We start from the raw sequence: 20,609 nt of genomic DNA on the forward strand, positions 1-20,609 counted from the left end.
GACAGGCCGTCCATAATGGCATCCCGTCACGAGCGCGCGCAAACGGTCGCGAGTTACAGACGGTCTTCTACGGCCTGCCGTCGTTAGACTCCACCAGGTCCCAAAGATTGCCGTAGAGATCTTTAAAGACAGCAACCCATCCATAAGGCGCTTCGTTCGGCTCACGAGCAAACTTGACTCCGCGATCCACAAGCAGATGATAGTCTCGCCAAAAACTATCGGTACGCAAAAAAAGAAAGACTCGGCCACCAGCCTGATCTCCGATCCATTGCGCCTGATGGTCGTTGGATGCGCGGGCGAGCAAGATGGAACAGCCGTTGCGCCCAGCGGGCGCGACCACCACCCACCGTTTGTCCTGTTCCGGCTGATATGTGTCCTCGATTAGATCGAAGCCAAGCTTCTCTACAAAGAATGAGATTGCTTCATCATAGTCTCGGACGACGAGTGCAACATAAGCGAGGACCTGCGGCATAATCGGCTCCTTTTAAAATCTTATCTGGGCATAGTGGATAAAGTGATGCAGTCACGAACCCTTGGCGCGTGATCGAGATGGCGCTCCCTGTTCTGCTCTGGGCCAGGAGCAGCACGTCACCTGACACGTCCAATGGAAAGGCCGACATGAGAGTTTCTCAAGATCAGGTCTCGGTCCCGCCCTGCGTGAGCGTGTCAGGACGGGGCTGGGGTTCATAAGATATGGGTCGGAAGGCGAGGCAGCTTTTATATCAAACGAGCTGACCCAGACTCATTTTATGGCCTATTGCCCCCCAACAGCCCGAGGCGAACCCTGCCCAATGAGATCGCGCAAAAGCTCAGGCATCTGTCGCGTCGCAGTAAAAAGAGGATCATCGGCCCTCAGATTCAGGTAGATGTCGATTGATGCTTCAATCGCATCCCTCACTGCGGTAGCATCGTAGGAAGCGATGGTATCGACCAGCCTACCATGGAGATCCGGCCCGAGGGCCTCCAGCCGTCGAACGCCTCTTTGATTCTTTCCGGCCCGGCGATAGATCAGCGGTCCTAAAATTTGTTCCCGGAAAAAGGCAAGCATGCCAATCGCTTCATAAAGCTCGCCGCGTAGAAGCTTGGTGACCGCATAGTGCAGCCAAATCCATGCCCGCTCTTCAAACCACTGAGCTGGAAGGTTGGGCCAGACGGGCTCCGCCGAGAGAATCAACGCCTCGATCTCTTCCGGCTTTCTGGCAAACAGAACCGCTCTTCGTTCGATTTGTTTGTCAAAGTCGGACATCAACACAAACTTAAGGTCGACGTGCAGAAGTGGAGGGCCGTAAAGGCAGATCAATAGGCGTGGTTCACCGACATGCTCGCCTGTGAATGCGTTGACAAAATTGGGTAAGCTCTCAGCGAAGGCCAAACGCGATGCCATGACATCCTCGTAGCTTTCATTTTTCACGACGACCACGAAATCTAAGTCGGAATGCTCGTCGAATCCGCCATGGATGTACGAGCCGCCAATAAGAAGGGCGATCATCCGTTCGTCGGACGCAGTAGCTTCGCATACGTGCTGCAGAAAGCATGCATGGGCTTGTGGAAGGGTGCTGGCCATTGTGATTCTCCTAGTCAGCACTCCAGAATACAATGCGCGTCAAATTTTGACAATTATGGGAATGAGTTGATCCACTGCAAGCCCGATCCGGTTTGGATTTCTCCAATCAAACCCGAAAGACCAGCGAAAATCCCGCAGGTCAGGCTGGATCATCTATTTTTGCGGACTCGCGGATGCCAGATCTCGGTTCCATTCGCCGGATGAGAGGGACAGTTTTGGATCTTGGATTTAACCATGGTGATTGTAGGAGCGGCAGCTAGTGCGGCCACCTATTCCGTATTGCAACGGCCGCCTCTTGCGCGCCACAACCCGCTGTCCGTAACGGCGGCAGTTATACTCGCCGGCACCATTGCCCCTCTGCCCATGGCATCGCGAAGGGATCGAGCAGCTCGCCTCAGCCTCGACATCAGCTGTCGGCGCAGTCATCTTACTTGCGGTCGCGCTCGCGGCAATCGGTCAGTCGTGCCGTACATATGCGCTCAAATATTTCGGCGCGGCGCAGCGGGCCAGTTTCTCTATCTCATTCCACCATGTGCCGTGTCTTTCCCTTGGGCCGGTCTCGATGAGGCGCCTGAAGCGAGGACGCTACTTAGGGGCACCTTGGCGCTGGGCGGCGTCATCGTCGTCAACACGCTAGGCCGACGATAAGACAAAGTCTTGCAATAGATGCCCCTGCAAGGATGGATTGACAACGGCCAGTACTTTCTGTGCCGGAGGGCGGATCAGAAGAGGTAAGCCAGCATTCGTTGTTAGCTTACAATAATTTTTCTAATGCCTAGGTCAAGTTCACTTCAGCACCTTGGTGTCCGTGAGGTTCCATCGCGACGGCATTGGCCGCCTCCAGAAGCCACGTCCTGAACGCTGCCATTGGCGGCGTTTCGCTCCGGGATTTTTGTGACGTGAGCCAGTAGCTCCCACGCGAGACGAAAACATCGAACGGTTGCTGCAGAGAGCCTGTCGTCAATTGCCGCTGGAACATCAGCGGCGGCGCAAGCGCGACCCCCGCGCCTTGCATTGCTGCTTCGATCATAGCCAGAGACGAGTCAAACATTATGCCTCTCGCGATTGGCGGCTCTCCGGTCACGCCCGCGGCCGCGAACCAGCCGGTCCACTCGTCCGCGCGATAGGAGCGCAGAAGAATCTTTCTGAAAAGGTCTTCCGGACGCTTCAGTTCCTTTGCCATCTCCGGAATGCAGATCGCCGAGAGGGGAGCTTCGAACAGATGTTCGGCCTCGATATTGTGCCAGGCGCCACTGCCAAACCTGATCGCGTAATCGAGGCCCTCTGCGGCAATGTCCACGCGATTGTTGTTGGTCGACAGTCTCAGTTCGATCTGGGGATGGTGCAGCTGAAAGTCAGCGAGACGTGGCAATAGCCATCCTACCGCGAATGTTCCGATCACTCCGACGGTGAGGACTTCCCGCACGTATCCCCCCTCGAAACGCTCCAGCATGTCGGCCATGCGGTCGAACGAATCGCGCAGGACTGGCAGAAGGGCCTCGCCTTCGGCGGTCACCATCAGGCCCCGCGATATGCGCTTGAAGAGACTGACCTTCAATCGGTCTTCGAGGATCTTGACCTGATGGCTGACAGCCGCCTGCGTGACCCCGAGTTCAATCGCTGCCCGCGTGAAGCTCAAATGTCTGGCGGAGGCTTCGAATGCGCGGAGCGCATTGAGAGGCAGATGTGGACGAACCATGATAACCCAAATTAAATTTGCATCTGCTCCCAGATAACGTCGTTTGTGTGGACGGTTCAACCCCTATATCAAACCATCATCGAAACGGTCGATTTCAAGAAAGACGCGGCGGAACGATCAGCTCGCCAAGAAGAAATGAAGCGTCTCACGAGAAGAGAGGCTCGCTTTCTGCTTCCTCAAGATTGGTCTTATGGCGGGCGGGGTGGCCGGATGTAGACGGAGTAAGGGATGAAGCTTCTTGGAGGGATTTTGAGTGCCGGAATCAATCTGGGCCTCGCGCTCGCCCTGATGCTTTATCTCTTGGTCGCAAGTTTCAGCGTAGGGCTTCCCGACCATACCATGCTTGCCAACTGGCAACCCTCGGTCACCTCGCGGCTTTACGCCGGGGATGGAACGCTTATGGCGGAATTTGCACGCGAGAAGCGTCTGTTCATGCCGATCTGGGCTGTTCCGCTGCGGGTAAGGGCCGCTTTTCTCGCTGCTGAGGACAAGAATTTTTACAGTCATTCGGGTGTCGATCCGCTCAGCATCGGACAGGCCTTCCTCTCGAACATCGAACACAGCTTAAGCGGCGATCGCCTGATCGGTGCTTCGACGATCACGCAGCAGATAGCCAAGAACTTCCTGTTGACGAATGACCGGACATTCGAACGGAAGCTGAAGGAAATGCTGCTGGCAATCCGCATGAGCCAGGCCTTTACCAAGGACCAACTACTCGAGCTCTACCTCAACGATATCTACCTGGGCGCTGGAAGCTATGGAGTGGCGCAGGCGGCTTTGACCTATTTCGGCAAAGCCGTAGCCGATCTCGACATCGCCGAGGCCGCCTATCTCGCGGCGCTGCCAAAGGGGCCGAACAACTACCATCCGGTCAAGGCCCGCAACCGAGCGATCGCCCGTCGAAACTGGGTAATAGAGCAGATGCTGGCGAACAGGTTTATCACCAGAACCGAAGCGCTTCGGGCCGTGGCGGAGCCGTTAGACGTCGTTGTCAGGGAAAGCCTGCCGGCCGTTCACAAAGCGGAATATTTCACGGAAGAGGTCCGCAGGTTCTTGCTGGCGAAATATGGCGAGGTGGAAATCTATCGTGCCGGCTTCAGCGTGCGCACGAGCTTGAACCCTCAGCTTCAACATGCGGCTATGAGCGCGCTGCAGAAGGGCCTCGTCGAATACGATCAGGCTAAGGGCTATCGCGGACCGCTTCTCCATCTAGAGAACGAAGAGGACTGGCCGTCCGCTGCCAAAACGATTGCACCTCTGGTCGACGTTCCCGAGTGGCGCTTGGCCCTCGTAACATGGGTTGATGCGAAGGGCGTGGTTTTACGGCTTCATGCCGGCGACGAAGCGCCAATCGAGATGGACCTGAAAGCGCTCGGTTGGGCGCTTTGCAGCCACCAGGCAGGCAAAAGACGATGCGCGAAGGATGCGTCTTACGTCTTTTCGGTGGGTGACGTCGTCTATGTCGAGAAGACAGAAGCGGGGCATCGCCTGCGCCAGCCGCCACAGGTCCAGGGAGCGCTAGTCTCCATGGGGGCACAGACCGGGCGGGTCGTGGCGATGGCGGGTGGCTTCTCATATGCGCAATCACAATTCAACCGTGCGACCCAGGCTTTTCGCCAGCCCGGCTCGTCATTCAAGCCGTTCGTCTACGCTGCAGCACTCGACTCCGGCTACACCCCCGCAACATTGGTGCTCGATGCACCTCTGGCCATTCCCGATGGCGCAGGCAGACTGTGGCGGCCCAAGAATTATGATGGTCGTTCCGGCGGTGCCTCCACGCTCAGGACCGGTTTGGAAAACAGTCGCAACCAGATGACGGTTCGGCTCGCACGCGCCGTGGGCATGGATGTGGTGGCGGACTACAGCGAACGCTTCGGCCTCTATGATGATCTGAAGGAATATCTTCCGATGTCACTCGGTGCGGGTGAAACCACGCTGATGCGGCTGGTTGCGGCGTATGCCGTCTTCGCCAATGGTGGCCGTGAGGTGCGGCCATCCTTCGTCGACCGTATTCAAGGTCGCGACGGACGGACAATGTTTAAACAGGACGAAAGACGCTGTGAAGGCTGCAACGCTGCGCTTTGGGCCGGGCAACCGGAACCGACCGTGGTGGACGACAGGGACTACGTGCTCGACCCGATGACCGCCTACCAGATCACCTCTATGCTGCAAGGCGTGGTCCAGCGCGGCACAGCGCGGAGCGTGGACGTGCTTGGGGTGCCGCTTGCGGGGAAGACGGGCACGACAAACGATGAAAAGGACGTCTGGTTCGTTGGCTATACGCCGGATTTGGTGACCGGTGTCTTCATGGGCTATGACACGCCGACCCCCATGGGCTCGGGCGAGACCGGAGGAGGCCTCGCTGCGCCTGTCTTTATCGATTACATGAAAACGGTACTCGCTGGCCGGAAGACAGGCGCCTTCCACCGTCCGGAAGGCATGCTTCTCCAACGTATCGACCGCCGAAATGGAACGGCCACAGAAGAGCAGTCGGGTTCCTTTTTGGAAGCATTCAAGCCAGGCACCGGCCCGTGCATGTCACCGTGCGCTATGATTGCTGATACGGAAAACTCCGAAGTCAGTTCATCGTCAGGAAAATTTGATGATGCGTTGCTCGACCGGCTGATGCGCAGCACCGGGGGTCTGTATTGAGATGCGCCGCATCGTGCGATCAACCCTAAAGACGAGGGGCCAGGCCCAAATTGGCCGGATCCTGCTTGTGATGGCGACATTCGTAAGCATCTTTATTCTCATCCTCGCGCGTCTGACTTTTTTCGGTCTCTTAGACCCCCCATCGCGTACCATTATGCCGAGGATCACCGCGAACAGCCGCCCGGCAATTCTGGATAGAAATGGTGCGATTTTGGCGATGGATCTCCCTTTCAAAAGTGCTTTTGCGGTACCGAGGCTGATCGTCGATATTGACGAGGCGGTCGAGCGCATCACCGCCGTGTTTCCGGCGCTCGATCGTCGACAACTTTATGACAAGCTCGCCGCGCGGACGCACTTCGCCTGGATCAAGCGGCAGATAACGCCGCTCGAAGAACAGGCGTTGTGGGATGCCGGCGTGCCGGCGGTCAGTTTCCGGAGCGAGACGAAGCGCTTCTATCCTAACGGAGCACTTGCCTCCCATGTGCTGGGCGCGGTGAATGTGGATAACATCGGCATATCCGGACTTGAGAAGTGGATGGAGACCGATGGCCTGGCGGATCTTCGCGCAAGCGGCATGGACACCTCGGCAGATGCATTGGAGCCTGTGGTCACGACAATCGATATCCGCGTGCAGCATGCCCTCGAGGATGAATTGAGAAAGGCAATCAAAAAATATTCCGCCAAGGCGGCGGCAGGGCTTGTGCTCCAGGTAGACACCGGGGAAGTTTTCGCCCTCGCATCCTTGCCGGACTTCGATCCCAATACGCCCTCGGACGCGCTGAAACCCGATCGCATCAATCGTATTGCCGCGGCCAATTTTGAAATGGGTTCGACGTTCAAGGCGCTGACCACCGCCATGGCGATCGACTCTGGTCGATACTCAATCCATTCGGTGATCGATGCCAGCAAGCCACTCGCTTTCGGCCGGGCGCGGATCCACGATTTCCAGGGCAAGTACAGGCCCCTGTCCCTCCCGGAGGCATTCATCTACTCCTCGAACATCTCGATGGCAAAGATGGCTCTGGATATCGGCAGGCAAACCCATCGGCGATTCCTGCAGCAATTCGGACAGTTGGATGCCCTTCGGACGGAACTACCGGAATCAGCCATGCCGCTCCTGCCAAAGCGATGGAACGACATCGAGACGGCGACCGCGTCTTTCGGCCATGGCCTTGCGGTCACACCGCTCCAGGCGAGTGTCGGCGTGGCTGCCCTGGTCAACGGTGGAAAGCTGATCCGGCCCACATTCATAAAGGCGTCGGAACTGGCGCCCCGTTTCCTCGGCACGGACCTTGTCAAGGCAGAAACGACGCAGGTAATGCGCTACCTTTTCCAGCTGAATGCGGAGGTAGGTTCCGCTCAAAACGGCAGAGTGTCCGGATACCTAATCGGCGGTAAGACGGGCACTGCAGAGAAAGTTGTCGACGGCCGATATTCAAAAACGCTGAACATCACGTCGTTTATGGGAGTCGTCCCTGCCGATGCCCCGAAATTCCTAGTGCTCACTCTTCTGGATGAGCCAAGGGGTCTTCTCGAAACCCATGGCTTCCGCACATCCGGGTGGAACGCAGTACCAACCGGAAGCGCGGTGTTCAGCCGCATTCTTCCCATGCTCGGGGAGTTGCCCTCGTTTGATGCGCCTCTGCTCCAATCCTATTGATGGTCTGGACTGTCGCGTTCTGGGCTTACCTCACGCAATCATCCATCGGAGGATACAGTATGAAACGCTTGGTTATTTATGTGATCGCCCTGTTGCCGTGCGCGTCATTGGCCATGGCGCAGGAGGATCTATACCCCGGGAGACCTGGTCTAACATTTCCAGAAGGGACACCGCAGGAAATTGGGACTTGCGCGGATTTGAGCCGAACAATTCTGAATTTTCAGACCAAAAGCGATCAGCGGGTCGATCTGTGGGCAACCGGACCGTTGACGATCGTCGATACCGACGGCGTGCTCTGGTATCTCGGGATCTGCTCACAGCCGAGCATCCGTGTATTATGCGTGACATATTCGGACAATGAAATGCACCTTGGCGAGGTCGTGACCGTCCGTGGCGGCATGAGGATTCAGGATGGCAAGCATATCATGCTCGACCCTTGTCTTGCCTCGCGCGACTGATATCGTTCACGAATGTATGCTGGGACGCGAGAATCGAAGTCCGACTCGCCCGTGCCTTGAGCTTCGAGCCGCATGGTATGCGCGACCCGCTGAAGCTCGCGCGTCGCGATTTTCCGCGCGCGCGCCTCGGTCACTGCTTCAAGTGAACTTTTTGGAACGAGGGCATACCGCCGCAAATACCGAAACCATAAACCGCTGGGGCAAACTCAAAATTGGGTAAAACTTGGGGGCAATGTCACCTATCTTTGACAAACAACAGCGTCGAAAGTTCGAATCCGCTCAAGGTGTGGGTATTGGTTGAGGAGGCACGCACTGAGAAGTCACGCGCACCCTCTCAAAAACTTCCAAGCCGAAAATCCAAATGATCGAGATAACGATCCCGAAAACGCACTCGTTTTTGCGAGATCAGAACTCACTGCTCCCTCAAACAGCGGCCCGGCAGGATCATTCCCAATGGTGCTTGCTAACGTGCCATCATTTAGTGTGCTGCACTTTCAACATTTGCTGATCGATAGTGGCTTGGAGGCACACCCATCACCCGTTTGAAGGCCCGGCTGAAAGAGGCTTCCGACTCATAGCCAAGGCGTTGTGATACATCGGAAATTCGCGCGTTGTCGCGAATGATCCAGTGTCGGGCCTGATGCATACGAACCTGTGCGATATACTGGGCCGGTGTTTCGCCAACCACGTTGGCAAACTTGGCGGCAAAGCCCGATCGCGATACACCGATGAGATCAGCAAGCTTCTCGACGGTCCAGTCATACTCTGTGTGGGAGTGAATTGCAGCTAACGCGCGTCCGATCTGCGGATGGCGAACCGCTGCGATCCATCCACTGGCGCCGACGCATCCGTATTCCACCCAGGAGCGGATGATCTGCGCCGCAACGACGTCCGCGAGCCGCGCCACAATCCCACAAGCGCCGACGCGGTTTGCCGCCATCTCGCAAGCCATTGCATCAAGCAGTTGAAGCGTGGCGGGTTCGTGACGCATGAGCTCCTTGGCTTGCATGACGTCCGGCATCATCCCGAGCAGTGGATGCAGGCTGTCCAGATTGAAGCGCATGGACCCATAGAACAACAGGCAGTTGCTGCCGGTCGCCAGAGCGCTCGGATCGTAGACATCTTGGCCGAGAGGTCGACACTGCCATTGGGGAAAAGGTTGCCGTATGGCGTCTGGCTCACTGGCAAGTGCGTGGGCTCCTCCGCGCGGCAGCAAAACAGCATCGCCGGCTAATAGCTCCAACCATTCTCCTCCCGGAGTTAGGAGCCAGCAGGCTCTGCCTCCGACGAAATGGAAATATGCGTGCTGCTTTTGCGGAAAAGAGAACGCCCAGGAGCCGTCTAGATGACGCCGCCCATACTCGATGCCGTCGAGCCGTAAAGTGTGCAGCATGCCGGTGAGATGATCAATTGGCGGCGAATTAGAGGAATTGCTAAGCATATCAGATTCTATAACATGGAAACGCCAATTCGTCCACGGTACGACTCTGGGAAGCCAAACCGGAGCCTGCCTATGTCCGATACGTCCTGTGACGATGATGCGATATCTACCAGCGCTTTTTCCTCCGATTTCGGACAGACAAAGGCTGCCTGGGGGGCGGTCGCATCGCTGGCCGTTGGCGTATTCGCCATGGTCACAGCGGAGTTTCTGCCAGCCAGCCTCTTGACACCCATGGCCAATGATCTCGGCGTCACCGATGGAACCGCTGGGCAGGCGGTGACCGCAACGGCGCTCGTCGCGGCCATCGCGGCACCTGTCGTTGTCCTTGGAACGGCGAGGCTCGATCGCCGCGTCGTGATCTGGGGCCTGTCGCTCCTGCTGGTGCTGTCCAATCTCCTTGCGGGTGTGGCGTGGAACATCTGGGTGCTGATCCTTGCTCGTATTGGCGTCGGCATCGCGCTGGGCGGGGTCTGGGCGCTGGCCGCCGCTCTCGCCCTTCGCCTCGTCCCCCGGCATATGCTGCCAAGGGCGACCGCCGTCATTTTCGGCGGCATTGCGGCTGCGACCGTGTGTGCTCCCGCACTCGGAGCCTTTCTCGGCGATCTCTGGGGATGGCGCGTCACATTCACTGTGGCGGCCGGTCTGGCTGCATTCGCTCTGTTGATGCAGCTGGTCACGCTGCCGAGCCTATCTCCCGAAACCCCGCCCGGCCCTGGCACCTTCGCGATTCTTTTAAGGCGGCGCAGCATCCGGATCGGATTTCTGACGGTGCTGCTTGCCTTCTCCGGACACTTCGCAGGTTACACCTATATCCGGCCGTTTCTCGAACAGGTGCCGCATCTCGATGTGCGGATGATCTCTCTGGCCCTGCTCGCCTTCGGAGGCGGAGGTCTCTTCGGAAATTTCGCCGGTGGCTTCCTCGCTGAAAGAAGCGTCAGGCTGGAGATCGGCATGGCATCGGTTCTTTTGGCTTTTGCGGCATTCACGCTGTTGGTCTTTGGACATAGCACTGTGACAGCCATTTTCGCGGTGACGATATGGGGTTTTGCTTTTGGCGCGCTTCCCGTCGGCACCCAGACCTGGACGACGCAAGCAGGTGCGGACCACGCCGAAAGTGCCGGCGCCCTCCTCGTCACCACGACGCAAGTCGCAATTGCCATCGGCTCCGTGGCCGGAGGCATGCTCGTCGACAACCTGGGTATAGAGAGCGTCATGATCTACTGCTGCCTGACGGCAGTCGCGGGAAGCTTCGTGATGCTTCTCCTTTCTCGAAAATAATCACCCACACCAGTATCGCCGCGCCAGCGCAGTTGGCGTTCCCACCGAAACCATCTCGCATCTGGAAAATACATTCAATTCCTGGCGGGGACGAAAAAGATGGAAAGCAAAAATGTTAGAATTTGGCATTCTTGGAAATGCAACAGTTCAGGCTGTAAAACGAAGGAAATTTCTTCTTGGCGCAGCCTCCTTCGCGGGCTTTGCGCTTGCAGGAAACGCGGTGCTTGCCGCGAGTAGGCTCATAGGGAAATCATCGGATTACATCAAAAACATTTCCGGCTTCTCCGTTGGTGAGGTGAACACCTCTAGGCACCGGACTTCCTATATCGAGGCTGGTCCCAGAATGGGCCCGCTGATGATTTTTGTGCACGGTCATCCCGAGCTGGGTGTCATGTGGCGCGCGCAGATGGAGCATTTTGCAGCTGCCGGGTGGAGATGCGTTGCGCCTGACATGCGGGGTTACGGCGGCTCCACCGTCCATGCTGAGGTGAGCAGCTATGCCGTACAGGAAATCGTCACCGACATGATAGAACTACACGACGCTCTCGGCGCCAAGGCAGCGGTCTGGGTCGGGCATGACTGGGGTGCTCCGATCGCATGGGCTATGGCTTCTCATCATCCCGAAAGGTGCCGCGCAGTCATCAATATGTCCGTGCCCTATATGGCGCGTGGTTTCGCTTTGCCTCATCTTGTCGCTTTGGTCGACCGCGATCTTTATCCAGTCGAGAAATATCCGGTCGGCCAGTGGGACTACTGGCTCTATTACAGAGAACAATTTGAAACCGCCAACCGCGATTTCGAGATAGATGTTCCGGCAACGATCGCAGCCCTTTACCGGCCTGGTACTCCAGAAGCGGTCGGCAAGCCCGCGTTTACCGCGACTCTGCGCCAGGATCAGGGATGGTTTGGCCCAAGCCATCGTGCTCCGGCAGTGGCGCCCGACTTCGCGATGATCCCCCAAGCCGATCATAAACTCTTCGTTTCCGCCTTTTCGGAAACCGGGTTCGCCGGCGTAAACGCCTGGTATCTCAATGACGCAGCCAACATTGAATATGCAGCTGAAGCTCACAATTTCGGCCATCTCGATATGCCGGTTCTGTTCTTCCATGGAGACTTCGATGTCGTCTGCGAAACAGTGAATAGCCGGCTTGCGGAACCGATGCGCGACGATTGTGCGGACCTCAGCGAGGTAAGGATTCAAGGCGGGCACTTCTTCATGCTCGAAAGAAAAGAGGAAGTGAATCTCGCCATGCACGAATGGCTGTCCAAAAAGGGTATCGAATAATGATACCACTGTCGATTCTGGAACTCGCTCGTATAAGCGAGGGGTCTGATGCCAGCGAAACGCTTGCTAACGCTCGCGGCATTGCTGTCCATGCCGAAATGCTGGATTACAAACGCATCTGGGTTGCTGAGCACCACAATATGCCGGGCATTGCCAGCGCTGCGACATCGATCGTTGTCGCCCATCTTGCAGGAGCGACATCCCAGATCCGGGTCGGTGCTGGCGGCATCATGCTGCCGAATCACGCGCCATACATTATCGCCGAGCAGTTCGGAACGCTGGCGCGGCTTTTCCCGGATCGTATAGACCTCGGGCTGGGCCGAGCACCGGGTACCGATCAGCGCACGCTCAGAGCGCTGCGTCGTTCGCCGCAAGACGCCGACAATTTCCCGCAGGATGTCCTTGAGCTCCAGGCTTTCCTGGCATCACCGGGAGATAGCCAGCAAATCGTGGCAGTTCCCGCGGCCGGAACGAACGTACCATTGTGGATTCTCGGCTCCAGCCATTTCGGAGCAATGCTCGCGGCGGAACTCGGGTTGCCGTACGCGTTTGCATCGCATTTTGCGCCCGAGCACATGATCTCGGCGCTCAAAATCTATCGCGAGCGCTTCAAACCGAGTGAACAACTTGCTGAACCCTACGCCATGGTAGGCGTCAACATCATCGCTGCTGAGACGGATGAAGAAGCGCAATGGCTCGCAACGACGCAGCAGATGTCGTTTGTCGATATCATTCGCGGCGCACGCCTGCTTACGCGTCCTCCCATCGACGACATGGAGAATGTCTGGTCGCCAAGTGAGAAGATGCGCGTGCTGCAAATGCTGTCCTGCTCGATCATTGGGTCCGTCGAGACGGTTCGAACCGAGCTTGAGGCACTGGCCAAGACGACGGGTGCCAACGAGTTGTTGGTCGTTTCGGATGTCTACGACCACGCGACGCGATTGCGTTCCCTCGAACTGGTCGCCGAGGCGGCAGGTATCGAGACGACTGGTCGCAATGATCTTACCCCACACGCACCAACTCAAAGCTAGAGGGAAGAACGATGAGAAAGCTCGACGGAAAACGGCTGTCGTCACCGACGGAAGCAGTGGAATTGGTCTTGCGACTGCCCGTCAATTTATCGCTGAAGGAGCGCGAGTGATTAATACCGTCGCCGCCAGGACGCGATTGACAACGCGCTTACGGAACTCGGCGAAAATGCTATCGGCGTCCAAGGCGTGGCGGCAACCTCGTCGATCTCGACCGCCTTGTAGCCGAGGCGGAGAAATGTTTTGTCAGAATTGACGTCTATTTCGCGAATGCCGCAGTCAATGCGCTTGTTTCCTGAGCGGGACGAAGCAAGATCATCGTCCGTAGTTGGCCCATTGCAGTCACGGCACGTGCCGCAAGGGCCGACCAGTCTTGCCAAATTCGGCTATTCGGAAAATGAATTCGCGAAGTAGCGGGTCGGCGTTGTGCCCAATGCCTTCTTGAACATGACGATAAAGGCGGTAGGGGATTCGTATCCCAAGTCGCTCGACACCCTCTGAACCGTCGCCCCGCTGGCCAGTTCCCGCAATGCGATGACCAGGTGCAGTTGCCGCCGCCATCGGCCGAAGGTCAGTCCCGTTTCCTGGACCATCAGCCGCTTTAGGGATCGCTCGCTCATGGCAACGTGTGCCGCCCAATCGACAAGGGTGCGACGGTCGCTCGGCTCCGCCATCAGGGCCGCGGTAATCGCGGCGATCTTGGGATGGCTGGACGCGGGCAAGTCCAGCCCTTGTATCGGCATTTGCGCGAGTTCATCCAGCAAGACCCGCACCATACGGCCGACATGATCCTCCTGCGCAGAATTGGCCGGCACATCTGCCAGCCGGAGGATCATCTCGCGGATCATCGGCGACACAGACAAAGTGCAGCAGTGCTGCGGCAGCGTCGCGGCGCCTGGTTGAACGAACAGATAGGACAGGCGCGCGTTGGGCGTGACCTGATTGCTGTGGGACACGCCACCGGGTATCCAGACCCCGCAGTCCGGTGGGACAATCCAGAGGCCGTTTTCCGTTTTGCAGGTCACTGCCCCGTGGAGGGCCAGAATGAGCTGCCCTTGCTTGTGCTGATGCTGGTGCACTTCCGCTTCATAGTCACTGAAGTCGAGGCGGACGGCGACGGCCGGACGATCCGACCGCTCGAAATCAATGTCGTCGAAGCAGGAACGCAGCAGGTTTGCGGATTGGCCGGATTTAGAGATCATTTGGCATTATCTCCAAATTCGTGCGGACTGCAATAGTCTACCATCGGGCGATCAACAATCGAATGGAGACTGTCATGCGAATTTCTGTCGTCGGCGCAACGGGACGAATTGGCGCCAAGCTGACCCGGACCCTGCTGAGCGCCGGGCATCAGGTCAGAGCGTTGTCGAGAGGTGGCCCAGCGCTGGACGCACTGGTCGAGCTCGGAGCAGAGCCATTCCTGGGAAGCTTTGACACAGGAGCGGGAGACCGTGACCAATTTTTCCAGGGTGCCGATGCTGCGTTCCTGATGGTGAAGACCGATTGGAACAACATCGAGGGACACTACCCCGCTGTTGCCCAGCGCTTTGTCGATGCGCTCGAAAAATCCCCCGTCAAACTGGTCGTAAGCCTAACGGCCATGGGTTCGGACGCGAAGGGGACAACGGGTCATTTCGAGTCCTTCTACCGTCTGGACGAAAAGCTCAACGAACTCGTCAATATCGATCTGGTCCACCTGCGCGCCGCTTGGTTTATGGAAAATGTGGCGGCGTGGACGGGGCCGGTTGCCAAATACGGTCGAATTGCCTGGTTCTGCAAACCTGATTTGAAGATGCCCTGGGTGGCGACCGATGACATCGCTTGGCTGGCAGCAAACGAACTGACCAATCCGACGGGCAGACACCGCGTCTATCGCGAAGTAGGCTCTGACGATGTCTCGATGAACGAACTGGCCGCTATCATTGGCAAGGAGATCGGCAGGCCGGTGGAGTACCGATACATCGAGACGACCAGCAAAGACGTGGAAGCTGAATTTCTGGCGCGGTTCGGGACGCTGGCGAAATGGCAGGACGACACCCAGAGTGCCGACGCTTTGAACAATGGCATCGTAAGGTTCCATGGGGAGCGGGAGGATCGTCCGAAATTGCCCACGACGATGGAGGCGTTCATTGGTGATGTCTGGAAGCCGCGTTACCTGGAAGCAGTCCGTGCGGGAGACGAACGCGAGACGTTTTCCATGTGGACCGCCAGGGACTAGCTGGATGTCAGGCTGGTTTTTTTGAACCCTCCCAGCAATCTCGAGACCTTATTGGATGCTACCGCAAACTGTTAATTTGCGGTAGCTAAATGAGCGAAATTTGCGCAGCTTGGCCATCAAACCGAGATCACACCACTGCACTACGGATCAGTCTTTAATTTCCATCGCCGCGCCCTTGAGAGCTCAACGNGAGCGAAATTTGCGCAGCTTGGCCATCAAACCGAGATCACACCACTGCACTACGGATCAGTCTTTAATTTCCATCGCCGCGCCCTTGAGAGCTCAACGAGTTAACTCAAMGGATTTCTGGTTGGGATCCAGTCTGCTGACTGTCGCTGCTCAGCATKTCAACGATCGGTTCATAGCCGTAGAGAGTAGCGAGGCTCAGTGGTGTYAGGCCCGAGTGAGTTTTCAGATCACGGCGAGCACCAGCGCGCACAAGGGAKGCAACTGCATCTACGTATCCATGCCAAACAGCATCGTGCAAAGCGGTCAGGCCATTGTAAGGACCCTGCGCRTCGAGCTCAATCTGTGTGTCCCCCTGTTTTGCTGCTGACGTCAGAATATCGATGTGATCCGCCKTYCCAAAATAGGCAGCATCGTGAAGTGGCGAACCGCGCATGAGACCGATGGTGCGGCGAGGATCTGCCCCAGCATCCAGCAATAGGCGCACGATTTCGGCATGACCTTCGCGAACTGCAAGACCGAGMGGCGTGTAGTCGTCATCGAACGTCCCGGTTATCGGCACCCGAACCTCAAAATCCRCGCCATCTGCGATCAGCCGCTTCACCTCCTCAATATTTCCGGCCTTGACTGATGAGATGATCGACAAGCTGGCGATGTGCTTTTCATCCGCCTCATCTCKTTCCTCAATCAGCGCTGCGATTGCTTTCAGGTCGTCATACTTGGCGATGTCGAGCGCGGTCTGTTGCCAGTAATTCCGTATCGTGGTGCGCGCGCGGCGCGACAGCAAAACCCGCACAACAGCTTCGTGCTTGTGAAGCACGGCATCCATCAATGCGGTATTGCCRAGAACTGGCGATTGCTGATYGATGAAGGCTCCGTGGTCAAGCAGAATCCCGATCACGTCGGCGCTGCCGGACTGTGCCGCYTTGTGGATTGCCGTTGCTCCCATTCGAGGGTCCGCCGTCAGCACGTCCGCGCCGGCAGTAAGGAGCARAGCAACAGCTTGTGCCTGCCCAAGCGCAGACGCGATCATCAACGGCGTGAGACCATCGGGGCCTCTAGCGTTAACGTCCGCCCCGGCGTCGATAGCTTCTTTGACCGAAGCAAGATCGCCTGTACGAAGTGCGTGAGAAAGTATCATGGTTCTATGTTCCTTGATCGATTAGACAGTTGCTGAAACGGCGGCATTCAGGCCGTTCAGGAATTTGATGATTTCGGCATTCACGCGTTCGCGGGCCTCATGATGAGGCCAGTGACCTACACCTTCCAGGCGCACGACATCGACGAGCCCGGGCGCTGTCTTGCGCATCTCTTCCACGGTTGGTGGGACCGGGTGGAACAGTCGGCACAACCCATCTGCATCGCCCCAAATATAAAGCGATGGCTGCTTGATCAGTACGTCCTTGTACGCGGCGAGATGCTCAAACGTCGCCTGCACGCCACGGTACTGGTTCAGACCGCCTCTGAATCCCGTTCGCTGGAACGTGTCGATGTTGTGCTTCACATAGGTTGGATCGGCCCAAGTCGGCAGCACGTCAGGGGCAGGTCGAAACATATTCCGCTTTGCGTCGATGGGATCCCACCCGGTTCCCTCAGTGGGTTCGCCCGAGAGCCAATAAAGTGCACTCGGAATAGTCTTGCTGGCATCACGGATACGGTCATCCGTCTCCGGCTTCATCATGTCGAAAGCATAATAGAGATCGCCGAGACCGCGACTGCGTAGCAAGTCCCATGTACTCAGCTCGCCACGCGGCAGGAACGGGATTGCGAGATGCTCAAACGTCGCCTGCACGCCACGGTACTGGTTCAGACCGCCTCTGAATCCCGTTCGCTGGAACGTGTCGATGTTGTGCTTCACATAGGYTGGATCGGCCCAAGTCGGCAGCACGTCAGGGGCAGGTCGAAACATATTCCGCTTTGCGTCGATGGGGTCCCAGCCGGTTCCTTCGGCGGGTTCGCCCGAGAGCCAATAAAGTGCACTCGGAATAGTCTTGCTGGCATCACGGATACGGTCATCCGTCTCCGGCTTCATCATGTCGAAAGCATAATAGAGATCGCCGAGACCGCGACTGCGTAGCAAGTCCCATGTACTCAGCTCGCCACGCGGCAGGAACGGGATTGCGCGAAAACAATCACTTGATAACTGCCCTTAAGACCGCATGGGTGCGCTCGATCACGCGGTCCAGCGTGTTGATCGGCGCTGTTACCTGTTTCAATCGGTTTGAGCACTGCCCGAAGAAGGTGGGCGCCACTCCGGCAAGAGCAAGGTCGAGCGCGTTGCGCGAGTTCGTAACATCAATGGAGAGCTCGGCACCAATCTTCTTGTCAAGCCACCGTGCCGATGGAGACGTTCCGATCACGCGAGCCCAAGTCCTAACCTCGTTGTTGCGTGCAGGCTCGCGGCGAATAGTGCTAGACCATGACAACCGCACTCATCGAGGCAGTCCCGCTGGCGCCAGAACATCTGAGCTAATTCTTCCATTTCAACAGATGTTGAAAACGCATCTTTTAGTGAAATGCACTTGACTGGTTTCACTATTGATGACATTTTCAGCAGATGTTGAAATCGCCTATTCCACTGAAAAAATTAGAAGAGCAAGCTGCCTTGGCGGTCAAGGAGCTGCTTCAACACGTACCCGCTCTGCAAGTTCACGGCGTGGAACTCATCAATGGTCCAGACGTCGGGGTCGACATCGTTGCCCGCTTTACACACCACAGTCGCCAGCACGTGCTTGCATGTGAGGTAAAGTCCATGGGGCAGCCTCGGCATGTTAGAGCAGCGCTCCTTCGGCTTCAAAGGGCCGCTGAGAATTTTACCCCTCGTGCCACCCCAGTATTCATTGCTCCATTTCTGTCGCAAGAGTCTCAGGCTCTTTGCCGAGAATACGAGGTGGGTTATCTCGACCTAATGGGAAATGCTCGCATAGCGCTTGATGGCATATACATCGAGCGCCAGGTCGCGGACAAACCACCCGCCTTCCAGCGCAGCTTTAAATCGGTATTCAAACCCAAGTCAGCACAAGTTCTTCGCATCCTGCTTCGCGATCCTGGGCGGGCATGGAAGGTCGTCGATCTCGCCGAAGCCTCTGCCGTGAGCCTTGGTCATGTTAGCAATGTTCGAACAGAGCTCGTTGATCGCGAATGGGCCGAGGTCACTGACGATGGTCTACGAGTTGCGCGGCCGGACGATCTGCTCGACGCTTGGCGGGAGGTGTACGTGTCGCCGAAGGGAGAGCGACTAACCTTTTACACGACCCTGCATGGATCTATACTTGAGTCGGCTACCCGTGAAGTTCTGAACGTCGGCTGTAATGCGCCACGCTCAGTTTTCGCTTCCTTTTCTGCAGCGCAGTGGCTCGCGCCGTACGGACGGATCTCCACTCAGTATTTCTACGCGGATGATGCTGGCGCCAAGCGCCTTCAGGATTCATTGAAACTGTCGCCAGCCACAGCTGGGTCAAACGTCGTCATCACAGTGCTAGCAGAAGAAGGACCGTTTCTCGACACAATCGCTCCGGCGCCAGGCATAGTCTGCACAAGTCCCGTTCAGACTTATCTCGATCTTGCGATAGCAGGGGAGAGAGGAGCCGAGGCAGCTGATCACCTGCGAAAGGAAAGACTTTCATGGCAAACGTAGCCGTACCCGATCCCCAATCTGCGGCTGATTATGAAGACCGCACTACGAAGGCCGTAAAGAGCGTGCTCCTTGAGATCGGTCAGATTCTCGGCAGCTTCAAGGGAAAGTTCGCCGTAATCGGTGGCGCCGTTCCCTGGCTTCTGCTTGACAACGAGGACATGCGTCACGTCGGCACCCTTGATGTAGACCTCGGTCTTGACGCGGAAGCGTTGGGTGATGGCGAATATGTGACGCTCGTTGAAGCATTGATGGGGCACGGCTACGAGCAGGGAAAGGAACTCCGGAGATTTCAGCTTGTCCGTGAGGTGCCCGCGAGCGACGGTGGCGTACCCATTAACATAATCGTCGATTTCCTCATGCCCCGGCATGCTGAAATCGTAAAAAATAGTCCTCCCATCTTGAGCGATTTTGCAGTTCAACGGGCTGATGGAGCGGATCTTGCTCTTCGTTTCTATCAGTTGGTGGCAATCTCAGGCGATATGCCAGAAGGCGGCACCAACCGCGTTGAGGTCGCGGTTTGTTCCATACCTGCGCTATTGGCCATGAAGGGTTACGCCCTCAACGGACGGCATAAGCAAAAAGACGCGTATGATGTCTATTATTGCATTCGAAACTATCCCGACGGGATAGAAGGGCTTGCCGAAGCTTGTAAGCCCTTGCTCGAAGAGAAGAGTGGTGTTCAAGGTTACCAGTACATTTCGGAAAAGTTTGACGTACCAGAGGGATACGGCCCAACGAGTGTCCGAAAATTCGTAGCTGAGACCGAGATCCTCGGCGACCGCACCCCCGACCAGTGGCAACTTGATGCTTTCGGACAGGTGGATGCATGGCTGCGGGCACTCGGCCTGAGAAGCTGAGATCGAAATCGAGATAGCGAGCCGCGAAACGCCGTTTGCCGGCGACGGTGAACCAAGAGGAAAAGGTAGGGCACCCGGGAGACTGGGGCCCGTACCGAGCCAATTCCAATTGCGTGGACGAGGCTGCAAAAATGCAAGAAACTTCTTAAGTAGGAAATTATATATGCCCACCGGCAAGGTGAAATGGTTCAGCGCAGCTAAGCAAGCTGAAGTTTTGCCAGAACGTCCTGCAGCGTTTCGATGACGACCGCAGTTCCATGTCCCTGGCTTGCAAACTGGTCGATGATGTCAGCGATAAGATCGTCAAGCTGCTGAAACAGCCGTTCCGGACTTCCGGATTGTTCGGTCATGATAGGCGCTCCTTCAGTTTACGGCTCGACGCTGTAGCCAATCTTTGTACGGCGCAAGGAGCTGCCCCGGAAACCGATCCACGATGGCCGTCTCGACCAAGGCGATTTTCGCGAACACATCGCTACCGTCGCGCTCGTCGGGACGGATGCCTTCGCTTTCCTCTTCAAGCCCCCGCATAGTTTCGAACAGTTCATCTTCGCTCATCGCCGCGAGACGATTGGCGAAACCACCGGCATCGAAGTCTGCTTGATCGGGCATGGCGCCACTCCTTCAATTGATATCTTCAGTACAGTCA

The 20,609-nt window shown here is 57.0% G+C and carries 19 protein-coding genes and 1 pseudogene; 9 read left to right on the plus strand and 11 right to left on the minus strand.

The features are described from left to right. Window positions 1-67: 67 nt before the first annotated feature. From ASD46_RS08440 to gcvA, 3 genes are all read right to left on the minus strand, one after another. Window positions 68-472, minus strand: coding sequence for a VOC family protein (locus ASD46_RS08440; protein WP_060642007.1), 405 nt, complete (start codon window positions 470-472; stop codon window positions 68-70). 282 nt (window positions 473-754) lie between these two features. Further along, window positions 755-1,564, minus strand: a complete 810-nt coding sequence (locus ASD46_RS08445; RefSeq protein ID WP_060642008.1) for a nucleotidyltransferase domain-containing protein — start codon at window positions 1,562-1,564, stop codon at window positions 755-757. 775 nt (window positions 1,565-2,339) lie between these two features. Then, complete coding sequence (gene gcvA / locus ASD46_RS08450) at window positions 2,340-3,263, minus strand: LysR family transcriptional regulator (protein WP_060642009.1); 924 nt, start codon at window positions 3,261-3,263, stop codon at window positions 2,340-2,342. A gap of 228 nt (window positions 3,264-3,491) precedes the next feature. On the opposite strand from gcvA, the gene ASD46_RS08455 reads away from it, so the two are divergent. The 3 genes from ASD46_RS08455 to ASD46_RS26980 all read left to right on the plus strand — a co-directional run bounded on the left by ASD46_RS08455 (window position 3,492) and on the right by ASD46_RS26980 (window position 8,033). Then, on the plus strand, window positions 3,492-5,915 hold the full coding sequence (locus ASD46_RS08455) for a penicillin-binding protein 1A (protein ID WP_060642010.1): 2,424 nt from the start codon (window positions 3,492-3,494) through the stop codon (window positions 5,913-5,915). Window positions 5,916-5,985: 70 nt separating this feature from the next. Then, the gene (locus tag ASD46_RS08460; RefSeq protein ID WP_156389996.1) at window positions 5,986-7,575 is read left to right on the plus strand and encodes a peptidoglycan D,D-transpeptidase FtsI family protein; all 1,590 of its coding nucleotides are present in this window, start codon (window positions 5,986-5,988) and stop codon (window positions 7,573-7,575) included. A 59-nt stretch (window positions 7,576-7,634) separates the two neighbouring features. Then, a complete protein-coding gene (locus ASD46_RS26980; RefSeq protein ID WP_156389998.1) occupies window positions 7,635-8,033 on the plus strand; it encodes a hypothetical protein in 399 nt (132 codons plus the stop codon). Here ASD46_RS26980 and ASD46_RS27690 read toward each other — a convergent pair. Continuing rightward, window positions 7,982-8,200, minus strand: a pseudogene (locus ASD46_RS27690) (hypothetical protein); the annotation flags it as partial. The gene ASD46_RS26980 and the pseudogene ASD46_RS27690 overlap by 52 nt on opposite strands. A gap of 311 nt (window positions 8,201-8,511) precedes the next feature. Beyond that, window positions 8,512-9,474: an AraC family transcriptional regulator gene (locus ASD46_RS08470; RefSeq protein WP_060642013.1), complete on the minus strand. Its 963-nt coding sequence runs from the start codon at window positions 9,472-9,474 to the stop codon at window positions 8,512-8,514. Between the two features lie 72 nt (window positions 9,475-9,546). On the opposite strand from ASD46_RS08470, the gene ASD46_RS08475 reads away from it, so the two are divergent. The 3 genes from ASD46_RS08475 to ASD46_RS08485 all read left to right on the plus strand — a co-directional run bounded on the left by ASD46_RS08475 (window position 9,547) and on the right by ASD46_RS08485 (window position 13,068). Continuing rightward, the gene (locus ASD46_RS08475) at window positions 9,547-10,752 is read left to right on the plus strand and encodes an MFS transporter (protein WP_060642014.1); all 1,206 of its coding nucleotides are present in this window, start codon (window positions 9,547-9,549) and stop codon (window positions 10,750-10,752) included. Between the two features lie 112 nt (window positions 10,753-10,864). Then, entirely contained in the window at window positions 10,865-12,037 is a 1,173-nt protein-coding gene (locus ASD46_RS08480) for an alpha/beta fold hydrolase (RefSeq protein ID WP_082546153.1), read from the plus strand. Then, window positions 12,037-13,068: an LLM class flavin-dependent oxidoreductase gene (locus ASD46_RS08485; protein ID WP_060642015.1), complete on the plus strand. Its 1,032-nt coding sequence runs from the start codon at window positions 12,037-12,039 to the stop codon at window positions 13,066-13,068. The genes ASD46_RS08480 and ASD46_RS08485 overlap by 1 nt, the downstream gene beginning before the upstream one ends. Window positions 13,069-13,451: 383 nt before the next feature. On the opposite strand, the gene ASD46_RS08490 is transcribed toward ASD46_RS08485, so the two are convergent. Beyond that, the gene (locus ASD46_RS08490; RefSeq protein WP_060642016.1) at window positions 13,452-14,267 is read right to left on the minus strand and encodes an AraC family transcriptional regulator; all 816 of its coding nucleotides are present in this window, start codon (window positions 14,265-14,267) and stop codon (window positions 13,452-13,454) included. A 74-nt stretch (window positions 14,268-14,341) separates the two neighbouring features. Here ASD46_RS08490 and ASD46_RS08495 point away from each other — a divergent pair, with 74 nt between their 5' ends. Next, a complete protein-coding gene (locus ASD46_RS08495; RefSeq protein WP_060642017.1) occupies window positions 14,342-15,283 on the plus strand; it encodes an NmrA family NAD(P)-binding protein in 942 nt (313 codons plus the stop codon). A gap of 295 nt (window positions 15,284-15,578) precedes the next feature. Here ASD46_RS08495 and ASD46_RS08500 read toward each other — a convergent pair whose 3' ends face one another. From ASD46_RS08500 to ASD46_RS08510, 3 genes are read right to left on the minus strand one after another with little or no spacing between them, the layout of a single operon-like run. Continuing rightward, window positions 15,579-16,610, minus strand: coding sequence for an ankyrin repeat domain-containing protein (locus tag ASD46_RS08500; protein ID WP_060642018.1), 1,032 nt, complete (start codon window positions 16,608-16,610; stop codon window positions 15,579-15,581). Between the two features lie 21 nt (window positions 16,611-16,631). Beyond that, the gene (locus ASD46_RS08505) at window positions 16,632-17,549 is read right to left on the minus strand and encodes an alpha/beta hydrolase (RefSeq protein WP_323455099.1); all 918 of its coding nucleotides are present in this window, start codon (window positions 17,547-17,549) and stop codon (window positions 16,632-16,634) included. Window positions 17,550-17,601: 52 nt separating this feature from the next. Further along, window positions 17,602-17,829 (minus strand): hypothetical protein, encoded by a 228-nt coding sequence (locus ASD46_RS08510; RefSeq protein WP_060642019.1) that lies wholly within the window; start codon window positions 17,827-17,829, stop codon window positions 17,602-17,604. Between the two features lie 197 nt (window positions 17,830-18,026). Here ASD46_RS08510 and ASD46_RS08515 point away from each other — a divergent pair, with 197 nt between their 5' ends. Next, window positions 18,027-19,106: a type IV toxin-antitoxin system AbiEi family antitoxin gene (locus ASD46_RS08515; protein ID WP_060642020.1), complete on the plus strand. Its 1,080-nt coding sequence runs from the start codon at window positions 18,027-18,029 to the stop codon at window positions 19,104-19,106. After that, window positions 19,094-19,963, plus strand: a complete 870-nt coding sequence (locus ASD46_RS08520) for a nucleotidyl transferase AbiEii/AbiGii toxin family protein (RefSeq protein ID WP_060642021.1) — start codon at window positions 19,094-19,096, stop codon at window positions 19,961-19,963. Before ASD46_RS08515 ends, ASD46_RS08520 begins: the two co-directional genes overlap by 13 nt. Before the next feature lie 197 nt (window positions 19,964-20,160). Here ASD46_RS08520 and ASD46_RS26985 read toward each other — a convergent pair whose 3' ends face one another. Beyond that, window positions 20,161-20,313 carry a hypothetical protein gene (locus tag ASD46_RS26985; protein ID WP_156390000.1) on the minus strand — a complete coding sequence of 51 codons (153 nt, stop codon included), beginning with the start codon at window positions 20,311-20,313 and terminating at the stop codon, window positions 20,161-20,163. A 13-nt stretch (window positions 20,314-20,326) separates the two neighbouring features. Next, on the minus strand, window positions 20,327-20,572 hold the full coding sequence (locus tag ASD46_RS08525) for a hypothetical protein (protein WP_060642022.1): 246 nt from the start codon (window positions 20,570-20,572) through the stop codon (window positions 20,327-20,329). Window positions 20,573-20,609: the final 37 nt, after the last annotated feature.

This window comes from Rhizobium sp. Root491 (genome assembly GCF_001427205.1).
In the GTDB taxonomy this organism is placed as follows: Bacteria; Pseudomonadota; Alphaproteobacteria; order Rhizobiales; family Rhizobiaceae; genus Agrobacterium; species Agrobacterium tumefaciens.

Excerpts from the sequence above, each read along its gene's own strand:
- ASD46_RS08440 (WP_060642007.1), bottom strand. The coding sequence starts at position 472 with ATGCCGCAGGTCCTCGCTTATGTTGCACTCGTCGTCCGAGACTATGAT.
- ASD46_RS08455 (WP_060642010.1), top strand. The coding sequence starts at position 3,492 with ATGAAGCTTCTTGGAGGGATTTTGAGTGCCGGAATCAATCTGGGCCTC.
- ASD46_RS08480 (WP_082546153.1), top strand. The coding sequence starts at position 10,865 with ATGTTAGAATTTGGCATTCTTGGAAATGCAACAGTTCAGGCTGTAAAA.
- ASD46_RS08515 (WP_060642020.1), top strand. The coding sequence starts at position 18,027 with ATGTTGAAATCGCCTATTCCACTGAAAAAATTAGAAGAGCAAGCTGCC.
- ASD46_RS08520 (WP_060642021.1), top strand. The coding sequence starts at position 19,094 with ATGGCAAACGTAGCCGTACCCGATCCCCAATCTGCGGCTGATTATGAA.
- ASD46_RS08525 (WP_060642022.1), bottom strand. The coding sequence starts at position 20,572 with ATGCCCGATCAAGCAGACTTCGATGCCGGTGGTTTCGCCAATCGTCTC.
- ASD46_RS08495 (WP_060642017.1), top strand. The coding sequence starts at position 14,342 with ATGCGAATTTCTGTCGTCGGCGCAACGGGACGAATTGGCGCCAAGCTG.
- ASD46_RS08470 (WP_060642013.1), bottom strand. The coding sequence starts at position 9,474 with ATGCTTAGCAATTCCTCTAATTCGCCGCCAATTGATCATCTCACCGGC.
- ASD46_RS26980 (WP_156389998.1), top strand. The coding sequence starts at position 7,635 with ATGAAACGCTTGGTTATTTATGTGATCGCCCTGTTGCCGTGCGCGTCA.
- ASD46_RS08475 (WP_060642014.1), top strand. The coding sequence starts at position 9,547 with ATGTCCGATACGTCCTGTGACGATGATGCGATATCTACCAGCGCTTTT.
- ASD46_RS08485 (WP_060642015.1), top strand. The coding sequence starts at position 12,037 with ATGATACCACTGTCGATTCTGGAACTCGCTCGTATAAGCGAGGGGTCT.
- ASD46_RS08490 (WP_060642016.1), bottom strand. The coding sequence starts at position 14,267 with ATGATCTCTAAATCCGGCCAATCCGCAAACCTGCTGCGTTCCTGCTTC.
- ASD46_RS08445 (WP_060642008.1), bottom strand. The coding sequence starts at position 1,564 with ATGGCCAGCACCCTTCCACAAGCCCATGCATGCTTTCTGCAGCACGTA.
- ASD46_RS26985 (WP_156390000.1), bottom strand. The coding sequence starts at position 20,313 with ATGACCGAACAATCCGGAAGTCCGGAACGGCTGTTTCAGCAGCTTGAC.
- gcvA (WP_060642009.1), bottom strand. The coding sequence starts at position 3,263 with ATGGTTCGTCCACATCTGCCTCTCAATGCGCTCCGCGCATTCGAAGCC.
- ASD46_RS08460 (WP_156389996.1), top strand. The coding sequence starts at position 5,986 with ATGGCGACATTCGTAAGCATCTTTATTCTCATCCTCGCGCGTCTGACT.